The 13,398-nt window shown below is 71.6% G+C and carries 10 protein-coding genes; 2 read left to right on the forward strand and 8 right to left on the reverse strand.

The features are described from left to right. Positions 1 to 272 precede the first annotated feature (272 nt). Positions 273 to 1,676, forward strand: a complete 1,404-nt coding sequence (locus HW566_RS06800; RefSeq protein WP_178011495.1) for an HNH endonuclease signature motif containing protein — start codon at positions 273 to 275, stop codon at positions 1,674 to 1,676. Between the two features lie 181 nt (positions 1,677 to 1,857). Here HW566_RS06800 and HW566_RS06805 read toward each other — a convergent pair whose 3' ends face one another. From HW566_RS06805 to HW566_RS06815, 3 genes are all read right to left on the reverse strand, one after another. Continuing rightward, positions 1,858 to 2,631: a hypothetical protein gene (locus tag HW566_RS06805; RefSeq protein WP_178011497.1), complete on the reverse strand. Its 774-nt coding sequence runs from the start codon at positions 2,629 to 2,631 to the stop codon at positions 1,858 to 1,860. Positions 2,632 to 2,737: 106 nt separating this feature from the next. Further along, complete coding sequence (locus HW566_RS06810) at positions 2,738 to 3,664, reverse strand: cytochrome b/b6 domain-containing protein (RefSeq protein ID WP_256728908.1); 927 nt, start codon at positions 3,662 to 3,664, stop codon at positions 2,738 to 2,740. 44 nt (positions 3,665 to 3,708) lie between these two features. Beyond that, positions 3,709 to 4,485, reverse strand: a complete 777-nt coding sequence (locus HW566_RS06815; protein WP_178011501.1) for an enoyl-CoA hydratase-related protein — start codon at positions 4,483 to 4,485, stop codon at positions 3,709 to 3,711. Positions 4,486 to 4,604: 119 nt separating this feature from the next. Here HW566_RS06815 and HW566_RS06820 point away from each other — a divergent pair, with 119 nt between their 5' ends. Then, positions 4,605 to 8,405 carry a choice-of-anchor I family protein gene (locus HW566_RS06820; RefSeq protein ID WP_178011503.1) on the forward strand — a complete coding sequence of 1,267 codons (3,801 nt, stop codon included), beginning with the start codon at positions 4,605 to 4,607 and terminating at the stop codon, positions 8,403 to 8,405. Between the two features lie 116 nt (positions 8,406 to 8,521). Here the strand turns inward: HW566_RS06820 and HW566_RS06825 are convergent, their stop codons facing one another. The 5 genes from HW566_RS06825 to HW566_RS06845 all read right to left on the reverse strand — a co-directional run bounded on the left by HW566_RS06825 (position 8,522) and on the right by HW566_RS06845 (position 13,340). Further along, complete coding sequence (locus tag HW566_RS06825; RefSeq protein ID WP_178011504.1) at positions 8,522 to 9,712, reverse strand: bifunctional 2-methylcitrate synthase/citrate synthase; 1,191 nt, start codon at positions 9,710 to 9,712, stop codon at positions 8,522 to 8,524. A 39-nt stretch (positions 9,713 to 9,751) separates the two neighbouring features. After that, positions 9,752 to 10,678: a methylisocitrate lyase gene (gene prpB / locus HW566_RS06830; protein WP_178011506.1), complete on the reverse strand. Its 927-nt coding sequence runs from the start codon at positions 10,676 to 10,678 to the stop codon at positions 9,752 to 9,754. Then, positions 10,678 to 12,198: an MmgE/PrpD family protein gene (locus HW566_RS06835; RefSeq protein ID WP_178011507.1), complete on the reverse strand. Its 1,521-nt coding sequence runs from the start codon at positions 12,196 to 12,198 to the stop codon at positions 10,678 to 10,680. Before HW566_RS06835 ends, prpB begins: the two co-directional genes overlap by 1 nt. Then, a complete protein-coding gene (locus HW566_RS06840; protein WP_178011508.1) occupies positions 12,195 to 12,845 on the reverse strand; it encodes a GntR family transcriptional regulator in 651 nt (216 codons plus the stop codon). The genes HW566_RS06835 and HW566_RS06840 overlap by 4 nt, the downstream gene beginning before the upstream one ends. 69 nt (positions 12,846 to 12,914) lie before the next feature. After that, entirely contained in the window at positions 12,915 to 13,340 is a 426-nt protein-coding gene (locus HW566_RS06845; RefSeq protein ID WP_178011509.1) for a hypothetical protein, read from the reverse strand. Between the last annotated feature and the right edge of the window lie 58 nt (positions 13,341 to 13,398).

The raw sequence follows: 13,398 nt of genomic DNA on the forward strand, positions 1-13,398 counted from the left end.
GGTTCGGCTCCGTAGGCGCAGCGACTCCGGGGCTCTCGTTTCCGCTGCGTCATCCCGGGCGTTCGGTTCCAGGGTTGCGGTGCGGCACGTGATGCAGACGCGATAAGACTCCGGGCGTCGCGTCGCGTTTCCGCGCGGCGTGATGCAGGTTGTCGGCTAGCGAGCGCGATGCTCGCGGCATGACCTCCTCCTCAGGATGGGGAGTGAACGGGTTGTCCCATGTAGAAGTCTTGTACTACTCCGGTGTCCGACCCTGCTGCGACAATGGGAACATGCAGACGAACCGCACGGACGGGAGCGACGAGGACGTCAATGGGGCGCCGCATGCCGCGGCGTTCGCCGGGTTCGTCGATGCGCTCGCCCTGGCCCATGCGGGAGAGATCGCGTCGGTGAGAGCCCTCGCCGAGCTGGGCCGGTCGGCCCTGCGCGAGGCGCATCGCGGCGGAGTCCGGGGCATGGCCTCCGACATGGAGCTGCGGTCGGTCGCCGCCGAGGCGGCGGGGATCGCGCGGCGTGGGGACCGCCGGGTGCAGTGGGAGATCGACCACGCGATGACGGTGGTGGATGAGTACCCGGCGATGTTCGCGGCGTGGGAGCAGCGCCTCGTCACCCGCGAGCACGTCGATGTCGTCGTGAAGGTCGGGCGGGCGGTGCCGGAGGAGGTACGACCGGAGTTCGACGCCGCCGCAGTGGCCGTGTGCCAGCGGGACATCGCGACGCGGGTGGCCGGGGCGTTGCAGAACCTGGCAGAGCGGATGCACCCGCGATCGTTCAGCGAGCGTCACCGGGAGGCCGCCGCCGGACGGTGCGTGCGGTTGTCGCCGGGGGCGGATGGGATGGCCGACCTCTCGGCGACGGTGCCGATGGTGATCGCGGCGGGGATCTACGACCGGTTGACGCAGATGGCACAGACCGTGAAGGACGCCCGGGCGGACGCTGTGGCGGTGGATGCCGCGGGTGCTGGCGCGGTGGACGGTGCGGGCGGTGCCGCCGCGCCCGATGCTCGGACGATGGATCAGCTCCGTGCGGACGTTCTCTCCGACCTCGTCCTCGGCGGCGCACCGGTCGTTGACCCGACCACCGGCACCGACGGGCGCGGGACGCTCGGCGCGATCCGCGCGAAAGTGCAGGTCGTGATCACCTCAGACACCCTCACCGGGAAGGACGAACACCCCGCCGAAGCCATCGGGGCCGGGCTCGTCGACGCCGACACCGTGCGGGAACTCGCCTCACAGACGGGGACGTGGGACCGGATGTTCATCGACCCGATCACCCGCACCCCGGTCGAGACCAACGCGTACCGGCCGTTGCCCGCGATGCGGCGGCTGCTGCAGACCCGCGACCAGCACTGCCGCTTCCCCGGCTGCCGGCGCGCCGCGATCCGCTGCGAAATCGACCACACCATCGACCACGCCACCGGTGGCCACACCCACATCTTGAACCTCGCCCACCTCTGCCAACGACACCACTCCATGAAGCAGTTCACCAAGTGGCGGGTGGAACAGGCCGGCGGCGGTGTCCTGGTGTGGACCTCACCCCTCGGGCGGATCTACCGAGAGGACGTCCCCATCCCCACCGTCTGCTTCACACCAGAACACCCCGCCCCACCACCCGGGCCACCCGGGCCACCCGGCCGAGGCGCCGGTGCACCACCGGACGCGCCACCACCCTTCTGACTCGATCCACTGCGGCGAACCCCGACGGTAGGACCGCACGGGGTCCGGTCGGTTTCAGCTGCGACTCCGCGCCGGACAGGCGCCACCCTCTGCGCTCGTCGTCCTCCGCATCCTGCGCGGCTCGACCGACCCGCGTCAACGCGACCCCCGTCAACGCGACCCCGCGTCAACGCGACCCCCGTCAGCCGCCGAACTCGGCCCGGATGTGCAGCGGGGTCTGGTTCGCGTCGCACACCTGGCTGATCGCCGCGATGTGGTCGGCCGCGGGGCCGACGAGAACCGCCCCGGGAGAACGGGCCGGGTCCGATACGGCTCCCGAGAGCTCCACGAAGGAGTCGCGCAGCGCCGACGCCGCAGAAGCGGCGAGCGCATCCAGCTCGACGGCAGCTCCATCGACCCGAGCGCCCCACTCGGCCTCGTCGAATGCCCGATAGGTCGAGAATCCGGCGTCGGCGTTCGCGAGCGCGCTGAAGATGTCGATGAAGCGTTCGCAGTCCGCGGCGGTCGCGGCATCGGTGGCGAACTCCTCGGTCGAGAAGGCCGGCGTCGCCACCCACTCGACGTCGTCGCCGACGTGGACGGAGAGGGTGGGCCCGGTCCGCTCGGTCACCGGCCACGACAGCTCGGCGCCACCGTCGCAGACGCCGCCGAGCATCGCCTGCCCGAGCATCATCGAGTCGCCGAGCTCGACGGAGAACGAGCCGCCGCCATGGCAGACGAAATCGACCACGACGGAGCGGGCGTCTGCGGGGATCGGGAACTCGACACCGGGGAACCCCGTCGGTCCGACACCCGAGACCGCACCGCCCGCAGCGGTTGTCGGCGACGACACCGGCTCCGGCGACCCATCGGTCGAACCCGCCACCGAGGGGGACGTGGCGCACCCCGAGATGGCCAGCATCGAGCTCGCCGCCATGACGACGAAGGTGAATCGTGCTCCGTGCGTCCTGCTCACCCGCATCCGCGTCTCCCCGACCTCGTCCTCGGGCGCCCGCGGCGGGCACCCCTCGCCGCCATCCTCGCCGGGCGCCGGGCGCCGCGCCGCAGCGCACCGCACACCGTCACCGAACCGTGACGGTCCCGAACACCCGCGCGATCGGCGCGAGCACCGCGGGCCGCGCGGCGATCGCCGCGACCGCGATCACGCCGATCGACAGGACGAACATCCAGAACCCGGTCCAGTTCTCCGCAGGCGCGGCGGGGTCGACCGAGCCCTGCGCCGCGTACATGTGGTTGAGATTCCGCAACGCCCCCGTGGCGAACACCAGCGCCACGTGGATCACGATGAAGACGACGAAGAACACCATCACGGTCACGTGGATGCGCCGCGCCGCCTCGAACGGATACAGCCGGCTCGCAAGCCGGTCCCCGCGGGGCCAGAGGGTGCTCAGCCGGATGCCGCTGACCGTCGCCAGCGGCGCGGCGACGAACACCGTCGCGAAATAGGCGAGCTGCTGGAGGCTGTTGTAGTTCACCCACCCGTTCTCGGTCGGCCAGTCGAGCGAGGCGTACTGCACCATCGCCGACAACGCGTTGGGGAACACCTCCCAGCTCGTCGGGACGATGCGCATCCATTGTCCCGTCGCGAACAGCAGCACGACGAACACGGCGCCGTTGAGCAGCCACAGCACATCGAGCGCCTGGTGGAACCAGATCGTCAGGCTCGTCTTGCGCTTCGGCCGCCCGCGCGGCGACCAGAACACCGCCGGCCGCGTCTCCCGACGCACCCGCCACCCCGAGCTGATGATCAGCACCATCAGGAAGGCGTTGAAGAAGTGCTGCCACCCCAGCCAGGGCGGGATGCCCACCGGCGCTCCCACCGGAAGCGGATACGCGCCCGGATACCGCTCCAGGAAGTCGCGCACACCGTCCAGCCCCGACAACCACCGAGCCGCTGCCACGCCCGATGCGGCCAGCGCGAGGACCCCGATCGCGACGACGACGCCGACACCGACCCACTGCCGGGGCGTGAAACGCGCCGCCCGCACAGGCCGCCTCGGCTGCCCGGACTGCTCGGGCGCGACCTGACGCATCAGCGGTGCCGGAACTGCGGCTTCCGCTTCTCGACGAACGCCGCCATGCCCTCGGTCTGATCATCGAGAGCGAACAGCGACGCGAAGAGCGTCCGCTCCAGGCGCAGGCCCTCAGCCGTCGTGGTCTCCTGCGACGCACGCAGCGCCTGCTTCGCGGCATAGACGACGGGCAACGACCGCGACGCGATCCGATCCGCGACCTCTCCCGCCTCGGCCAGGAGATCGGCGGCCGGAACGACCCGCGACACGAGCCCGGCGCGCTCGGCCTCGTCCGCCGGCATCCGCCGCCCCGTCAGCACCATCTCCGCGGCTTTGTAGTAGCCGATCGCCCGCGCGAGACGCTGTGTCCCGCCGATCCCGGGGATGACGCCGAGGTCGATCTCGGGCTGCCCGAACACGGCCGTGTCGGCCGCGAGGACGATGTCGCACATCATCGCCAGCTCGCACCCGCCGCCGAGGGCGTACCCGGCGACGGCCGCCACGAGGGGCGTGCGCACCCGGGAGACCTCCTCGAGCGCGGCGAACGGGCTGTCGACCGACATGTCGCGCACGCTCCGGCCGGCCATCTCCTTGATGTCGGCGCCCGCGGCGAAGGCGCGCTCCGACCCGGTGATGACGATCGCCCCGATCGCGTCGTCGCGATCGAACGCCACAACGGCGTCGGCGAGCTCGGCCACCAGGGTGGAGCCGAGTGCGTTGAGGGCCTCGGGGCGGTGCAGAGTCACCCAGCCGACGCGCCCGCGCGTCTCGGTGACGATCGTCGTGTACTGGCTCATGTCCTCATCGTGCCACGCGCCTCTCCGCCCGTCGCCGATCCGTTGCCGGGCATTCACACCCCGGACACATCCGGCCGGTAAGCACGACGTGCACCCGTTCACCCGACCAGAGGACACCTATGCCTTCGCCTGCCCGGAGCCGCACGGTTCCCCGCACGCTCGCAGCCGTCGCCACGGCCGCACTGACCTGCACGCTCGCGCTCACCCCGCTGACCGCCGCATCCGCGGCCGTCGTGCCGAACCCGATCACCGACTCCGCGGCGGGCGCGACGCTCTCGCTGACCCCGATCGGAACGCACGAGACGGGCGTCTTCGACGAGTCCGCCGCCGAGATCGTGCAGTCCTACCGCGACCGGCTGTACGTCGTGAACGCGCAGGCGGGCTCGGTGACGGTGCTCGACAACACCGACCCGACCACCCCTGTCGAGCTGTTCACCATCTCCGACACGGGCACCGCCAACTCGCTCGCGATCCGCGACGACGGCCTCGGCGTCGTCGCTTTCGAGGCCGAGGACAAGACGGCCCCCGGCTCGCTGGTGTTCTTCGACGCGAACGCCGACGACGCCGCCTCCGCACGCCTCGGCTCCGTGACCGTCGGAGCCCTGCCCGACATGGTCACGATCTCGAAGGACGGCGCGTACGCGGTCGTCGCGAACGAGGGCGAGCCGGCCGACGACTTCTCCCTCGACCCCGAGGGATCCGTCGGGGTCGTGAATCTGCCCAAGACGGTGTCCGCTCCCGAGCAGACGGCCGTCCGCATCGCCGGGTTCGGCGCGTTCGAGGCGGGCGGCACCAAGACGCTCGACCCCGCGGTCCGCGTGTTCGGGCCCGACGTCGCCGCCCCCGATCAGGGCGACGAGCCGCTCGCGTCCAACCGCGTGAGCCGGAACCTCGAGCCCGAGTACGTGACGGTCGACGGCGCCACCGCGTACGTCGCGCTCCAGGAGGCGAACGCGATCGCGACCGTCGACCTCGCCAAGGCGGAGGTCACCACCGTCCTTCCGCTCGGGTTCAAGGACCACGGCGCCGCGCGCAACGGTCTCGACGCGAGCGACCGCGACCAGCAGATCTCGATCCGCACCCACGAGGGGCTGAACGGCATCTACATGCCCGACGGCATCCAGTCGTACTCCGCGACCGTCGACGGTTCCGCCGCGACCTACCTCGTCACCGCCAACGAGGGCGACGCCCGCGAGTGGGGCGACTACGTCGAGGCCGCACGCGTGAAGGACCTCGGGTCCGACGCGCTGGCGCCCGTCTGCGACGACTCGCCGCTGAGCTCCCAGCTCGGCGACAGCGACCTCGGTCGCCTCAACGTCTCGATCGAGAACGGCCTGAAGTCCGACGGCACCTGCTACGAGGAGCTGTACTCGTTCGGAGGCCGCTCGTTCTCGATCTGGGGCACCGACGGCACGCTCGTCTTCGACTCGGGCGACCAGTTCGAGCAGATCCTCGCCCGCGTGGCTCCGGAGTACTTCAACTCCAACCACACGGAGGCGAACTTCGAGGGCCGCAGCGACGACAAGGGCCCCGAGCCCGAGAACCTCTCGATCGGGACCGTCGGTGGACGCACCTACGCCTTCATCGGATTCGAGCGGGTCAGCGGTGTGATCGTCTACGACATCACCGACCCGTCCGCACCGACCTACGTCACCTACGTCAACAACCGCGACTTCTCGGCTTCCCCCGACTCCGCCGCAGCGGGCGACCTCGGCCCCGAGGGCATCCAGTTCATCGGAGCCCACCGTTCACCCACCGGCCAGCCGCTGCTGGTCGTCGGCAACGAGGTGTCGGGCACGACCACCGTGTACGGCATCGAGCAGCTCGTGGACGGCGCGCCCGCCACCGAACCCGACATCCGCGTCCTGACGATCAACGACTTCCACGGCCGCCTCGTGCAGGAGTCGGGCGGCGTCGCGGGGGCCGCGGTGCTCTCGGGCGCCGTGCAGAAGTACCGCCAGCAGAACCCGAACACCCTGTTCGTCTCGGCCGGCGACAACATCGGCGCGTCCGCGTTCGAATCGTTCATCGACGACGACAATCCCACGATCGACGCCCTCGCCACGGCCGGGCTCGACGTCAGCGCCGTCGGCAATCACGAGTTCGACCGCGGCTTCGCCGACCTCACCGACCGCGTCATCCCGCGTTACGAGGGCGACGCCGACGCCGACGCCTTCAGCGACCTCGCCCTCGGTGCGAACGTCTTCATCGCGGGAACGGACGAGCACGCGCTCAAGCCCTACACGATCAAGGAGGTCGACGGCACGATGGTCGCCTTCGTGGGCACCGTCACGCAGCAGACCGCGGGCATGGTGAGCCCGCAGGGCATCGCCGGCATCGAGTTCCGCGACCAGGTCGCCTCGGCCAACGACGCCGCCGCGGCCGCGGTCTCCGACGGCGCCGACGTCGTCGTGCTCCTGGCCCACGAGGGCTCCGCGGGCTCCGACTGCACCGCGATCGCGAACGAGGACGGCGACTTCGGCGACCTCGTCCGGGGCGCTTCGTCCGACATCGACGCCATCGTCTCGGCTCACACGCACCAGGAGTACGCGTGCGAGATCGGCGGCCGCCCGGTGATCCAGGCCCACCAGTACGGCACCACCCTCGGCACGCTCGACATCGAGCTGACGGATGCCGGGGAGCTCGAGTCGATCACCGGTGGCACGACCTCGCTGTACGACACCACGCTCGGGCAGTACGTCGCCTACCCCGACGCCGACACCGAGGGCGTCGTCGACACCGCCGTCCAGGTCGCGGACGAGAAGGGGCAGGTGCAGGTCGGCTCGATCACGGCCGACATCCTGCGCGGCAAGACCGCAGAGGGCGCCGAGGACCGCGGCGTGCACTCGACGCTCGGCAACACCGTCGCCGACGTCTACCTGTGGGCGACCTCGCAGAACCCGGCGTACGGCGGGCAGGAGGCGGAGGTCGCCTTCATGAACCCGGGCGGCCTGCGCGCCGACCTGCTGTTCGGCGAGGACGGCGGTGCTATGTCGTACCGCGAGGTGGCCAACGTCCAGCCCTTCGCCAACACCCTGGTGACGCTCGAGCTGACGCCCGCACAGATCAAGCAGGTGCTCGAGGAGCAGTGGCAGCCGGAAGGCGCGTCGCGTCCGAAGCTCGCGATGGGCGTGTCGAAGGGCTTCAGCTTCGAGTACGACCCGACGGCCGCGACGGGCTCGCACATCAGCTCGATGCAGCTGAACGGTGAGGAGCTGGCGCTCGATGACACCACGACGACGGTGCGGGTCGTCACCAACTCGTTCCTCGCGGGCGGCGGCGACAACTTCGCCACGTTCGCGCAGGGCACGGGCGTGGCCGATTCGGGCCAGGTCGACCTGCAGGCGACGGTGGACTTCTTCACCGCCGTCGGCGCCGTCTCGCCGTCTCCGGCCGACCGCGCTTACCTCGCGGGCGAACAGCCCCCCGTCGAGCAGCCCGGCTTCCCGGGCCCCGGCGAGCCGGGCGAGCCGGGCGAAGGCGAGCCCGGTGACGGCGAGCCGGGCGAGGGCGAGCAGCCCGCGCAGCCGTGGGCGATCGTCGAGCTGGGCAGCGCCTCGGTCGCTCAGGGTGGCACGCTCTCGGTGACGGTCACCGGGCTCGAGCCGGGTCGGCAGATCGCCGCCACGCTGTTCAGCGAGCCGCTGGTCGCGTCGGGCATCCCGGCGGCAGACGGCGCGGGCCGCACCGCGTTCAGCGTCGCGATCCCCCGCGACTTCGCCACCGGCGCGCACCGCCTGGTCGTGACGTCGGGGTCGCTCACGCCCATCGAGGTCGAGGTGACGGTCACCGCGGCCGCGCCGGCCGGCACGATCGCCGTCACCGGCGGCGCCGTGCCGCTCGGGTTCGTCATCGCGGGGGTGCTGGCCCTCGTGGCCGGCGGCCTCCTGGTCGCTGCGCGCCGCCGCCGCACCGTCTGACCCGAGAGCCTCGCGCGCACCCGCGCGTCGACGGCCGAACACGAATCGACCCGCTGCTCCCGATCGGGGTGCAGCGGGTCGATTCGTGTGCGCGGTCCGCCGGGACGGCGCACAGGTCAGCCGGCCTCCTCCTCGGGCCGGCGCGCCGCCTCGCGCTCGGCGGCATCCGGCACGTAGCCCGCGATGTGACGCTCGTCAGGCCCGTCGTAGGCCGAGAGGGGGCGGATCAGGGCGTTGGCGGCGTACTGCTCCATGATGTGCGCGGTCCACCCCACGACGCGGGCGGCGACGAACAACGGCGTGAAGGTGACCGTGTCGAACCCCATCAGGGCGTAGGCGGGCCCGGACGGATAGTCGAGGTTCGGGTAGATGCCCTTGCGCCCGGTGAACTCGCGCTCGAGCGTGTCGTACAGATCGGCCACGTCGGGACGGTCGTAGTACTCGACGAGCGTGTCGAGCGCTGCTTTCATGGTCGGCACGCGCGAGTCGCCGCGTTTGTACACGCGGTGCCCGAAGCCCATGATCTTGCGCTTGTCGGCGAGCGCACGGTCGAGCCATGCCGCGACGCCGTCGGCATCGCCGATCTCGTCGAAGACGTGCATCACCGCCTCGTTCGCCCCGCCGTGAAGGGGTCCCTTGAGCGCGCCGATGGCTCCGACGACGGCGGAGAAGAGGTCGCTGAGCGTCGAGGCGATCACCCGGCCGGTGAAGGTCGATGCATTGAAGGAGTGCTCGGCGTAGAGGATCAGCGACCGGTTGAACGCGTCGGCGACGATCGGATGCGGCTCCTCGCCGAAGGTCATCCAGAGGAAGTTCGCGGCATCGTCGAGGTCGTCGCGCGGATCGAGCGGGGCGAGGCCCCGGCGGCGACGCTGACCGTAGGCGACGATCGCCGGCAGCACCGCGAACAGCCGGAGGCTCCGCTCGAGGTTGCGCTCGGGCGTGCCGACCGCGTCGAGGACGGATGCCGCGCCGGCGGTGTCGAGTGCGCCGAGCAGGCTCACCGCCGTGCGCACCTCGTCCATCGGGTGCGCGTCGAGCGGCATCCGGTCGATCGCCTCCCGCAGCTGCGGCGGGAGCGCGCGGTGCGGTCGGGCGCGGTCGCGCTGGTCGGCGAGCTCGTCGGCGCTGGGCAGCTCACCGTGCCACAGCAGGTGCGCCACCGCGTCGACGGGCTGGGTCGCGGCGAGCTCCTGCACGGGATAGCCGCGGTAGAGCAGTGCGTTCGTCTCGGGGTTCACCTTCGAGATCGCCGTGACGTCGGCGACCACGCCCACGAGCCCCTTGCGGATGTCGTGCTCGGTCATCCTGTTCCCTCTCCGTCGAGTAGTCGGAATCTGCGGGTCTCAGCCCTTGTCGATCGACTCATTCTGGCGAGTCGACAGGGTGAAGTCGAAGACGGAGGTGTCGAACCGCGCGTACCCCTCGTAGTCCACCAGGTCGTACAGGTCTGCGCGATGCTGCATCTCGTCGAGCTTCGCCGCGAGGGTGCCGGCCGAGGTCAGCTCGTCGAGGGCGCGCCCCGCCGAGCCCATGGCGATGCGCAGCAGCGACACCGGCCAGATCACGATCCGCACACCCGCGTCGCGCAGCTGGTCGACGGTGAAGAGGTCGGACTTGCCGAACTCCGTCATGTTCGCGAGGATCGGCACGTCGACGGCCGCGGCCATTGCCTCGAACTCCGCCAGGTCGCGCATCGCCTCCGGGAAGATCGCGTCGGCGCCGGCGTCGACGAGGGCGCGCGCCCGGTCGACGGCGGCGTCCATCCCCTCGATCGCGCGGATGTCGGTGCGCGCCATGATGAGGAAGTTCTCGTCGCGGCGCGCGTCGACGGCGGCACGGATGCGGCCCGCCGCGACGTCCTCGCCCACGACGCTCTTGCCGTCCAGATGACCGCAGCGCTTGGGGTTGACCTGGTCCTCGATGTGGCATCCGGCCAGGCCCGCGTCCTCGAGCGTCTGGATGGTGCGCGCGACGTTCATCGGCTCGCCGAAGCCGGTGTCGGCGTCGATGATGGCGGGGAGCTCCGTCATCCGCGCGATCTGCTGACCGCGGCCGGCGACCTCGCTGAGGGTCGTCAGCCCGACGTCGGGGAGCCCCAGGTCGGCGGCGATCACCGCGCCCGAGACGTAGACGCCCTCGAACCCGCGCTGCTCGATGAGCCGGGCCGACAGCGGATTGAACGCACCCGGGAAGCGCAGCAGCTCGCCGGACGCGAGCCGCTCGCGCAGGATCCGCCGTTTGTCGGCGGGGGTTCGCTGGGAGTACAGCATCAGAACAGTCCCCTCGGGTTCGGCGCGGCGGCGATGACACCGTCACGCGCCACGATGTTCAGGCCGCGCACCTCATCGGCGGTGAGCTCGGGCAGGCGCTGCGCCAGCCCGAGGAAGCGCTCGATCTCGGCGGGCTCGAGCACGGGCTCGGCGAGGATCCGGAACTTGCGCACATAGTCGGCGCGGGCGAACGGTCGGGCACCGAGCGGGTGCGCGTCGGCGACCGCGATCTCATCGACGATCGTCGAGCCGTCGGCGAGCCGGATCTCGATGCGGCCGCCGAATGCCTTCTCCGCGGGATCCTCGGAGTGGTACCGGCGGGTCCACTCGGCATCCTCGGCAGTGGTGATCTTCTGCCAGAGGGCGACGGTGTCGGGGCGGGCGGCGCGCTCGGGCGTGTACGAGTCGACGTGGTGCCAGCCGCCGTCCTGCAGCGCGACCGCGAAGATGTACGGGATGGAGTGGTCGAGCGTCTCACGCGAGGCCGTGGGGTCGTACTTCTGCGGGTCGCCCGCCCCCGAGCCGATGACGTAGTGCGTGTGGTGGCTGGTGTGCAGCACGATGCCGGCGACGGCGGCGGGGTCTGCCAGCTCCGGGTGGTCGCGGTGGAGCTTGCGGGCCAGGTCGATCCAGGCCTGCGCCTGATACTCGGCGGAGTGCTCCTTCGTGTACGAGTCGAGGATGCCGCGCTTGGGCTCGCCCGCAGCCGGCAGCGGCACCGCGTACGCCGCGTCGGGGCCGTCGAGCAGCCAGGCGATGACGCCGTCCTCGCCCTCGTAGATGGGGTTGGGACTGGTCTCGCCCCGCATGGCGCGGTCGACCGCCTCGACGGCGAGCTTGCCGGCGAAGGCCGGCGCGTGCGCCTTCCACGTCGAGATCTCGCCCTTGCGGGACTGGCGGGTCGCGGTGGTGGTGTGCAGCGCCTGGCCGACCGCCTGGTAGACGGTGTCGGCGTCGAGGCCGAGCAGCGTGCCGATGCCGGCGGCGGCCGACGGCCCGAGGTGGGCGACGTGGTCGATCTTGTGCTTGTGCAGGCAGATGGCGCGGACGAGATCGATCTGGATCTCGTAGCCCGTCGCGAGGCCGCGAACCAGTGCCGCGCCGTCGGCGCCCACGTGCTGGGCGACGGCGAGGATCGGGGGGATGTTGTCGCCGGGGTGGGAGTAGTCGGCCGCGAGGAAGGTGTCGTGGTAGTCGAGCTCGCGGACGGCGACGCCGTTGGCCCACGCCGCCCACTCGGGGCTCGAGAGGTCGGCGACCCCGAACACCGTCGCTCCCGCCCCGCCGCGTGAGACCGGGTGGTCGAGCGCCTGCGCCCGCGCCGAGCTCACCGGTGCCCGAGTGAGGGAGGCTGCCGCGACGGCGGCGTTGTCGATGATGCGGTTGATGATCATCTCGACGACCTCCGGCAGGACCGCGACGGGGTCGACGGCGACCTCGGCGATCTTCGCGGCGAGCTGGTCCTCGCGGGCGAGGTTCTCGTCGCTGCGGTGGACGCGGACGGGGTGACTGACGGTCATGCGGATGCCTCCAGGGAGTCGAGGATGCTGGTCAGGGCGTTGTGCAGGTGCACGTGGGTCGCGTGCGCGGCGAGGTCGGCATCGCCGGCCGCGATCGCGGCGGCGATGAGGCGATGCTCTCCGATCGAGGCGGCGAGCCTGTCCGGGTTGTCGCGCGCCAGGCGGCGGACGCGCACGAGATGCGTGCGGACGATCGCGAGCGCCGAGGCGAGGTAGCCGTTGGCGGCGGCCTCGTCGAGCGCGGCGTCGAAACGGGCGATGCGCGCGTAGTAGGCGTCGGGATCGGTGACCGCTCCCGTCTCGGCGAACGCGTCGCGCAGGTCCGCGAAGGCGGCGCGGTCGCCGCGGCCGGCCGCCAGCCGTGCGGCGGTCTCCTCCAGCGCCCGACGTACGGCGAACAGCGCGACGATGTCGGCGGCGTCGACGTCGGCGACGACCGTCACGCGCGGCGACGCCTGGCGCACGAGACCGTCGGCACGCAGCCGCCGGAGCGCCTCGCGCAACGGGGTGCGGCTCACACCGAGGCGTGCCGCCTGCTCGACCTCGCCCAGAACAGTGCCGGGGGCCAACTCGCCGTACTGGATCTCGCGCAGCAGCGTCGCGTACGCCCGGTCGCCCGCCCGGGAGGAGCCGCCATCGGATGCCATGGCTTGATTGTATCCACAAGAACCCTCGTATGGGACGCTCCGTCGTCATCCTGACCCGAACGTATACAGTCAGTCGTCGTCGGCGTCATCCCCGTCGTCGTCGGCGTCATCCCCGTCATCGTCATCCGCGTCGTCGCCGTCCGCGTCATCGTCGTAGTCGGGGGCCGGCAGGGGCGCCGGTGGAGCGACGGGCTGCGGCGCTGCCGGAGCTGGAACCGCCGGCTCGGTCGGCGTCGTCGTCCCCGCTCCCGTCCCGGGATCGGTGGCGCCCGGATCGGCGGCACCCGCGGACGCCGCGCCCCCCGCTCCGGCGACTCCGGCGTCGGCCGCACCGAGCGCGGCGCCGCCGGGGTCGGACGTCAGCGCGCCACCGGGCAGCACCTGCTGCGTCGTGGTCCTCGGCTCGAACGCGCTCGCCACGGCGGCGGTGACACCCACCGCGCCGCCCGCGGCGACGACCATCGCGGCGACCGCGAACCAGACTCGACGTGACATCGCAGAACCTCCGACCCGCCGCGCGGACCGCGGCTGCTGCATCCATCGTCCCCCGCGT

The organism is Microbacterium oleivorans (assembly GCF_013389665.1).
In the GTDB taxonomy this organism is placed as follows: domain Bacteria; phylum Actinomycetota; class Actinomycetes; order Actinomycetales; family Microbacteriaceae; genus Microbacterium; species Microbacterium oleivorans_C.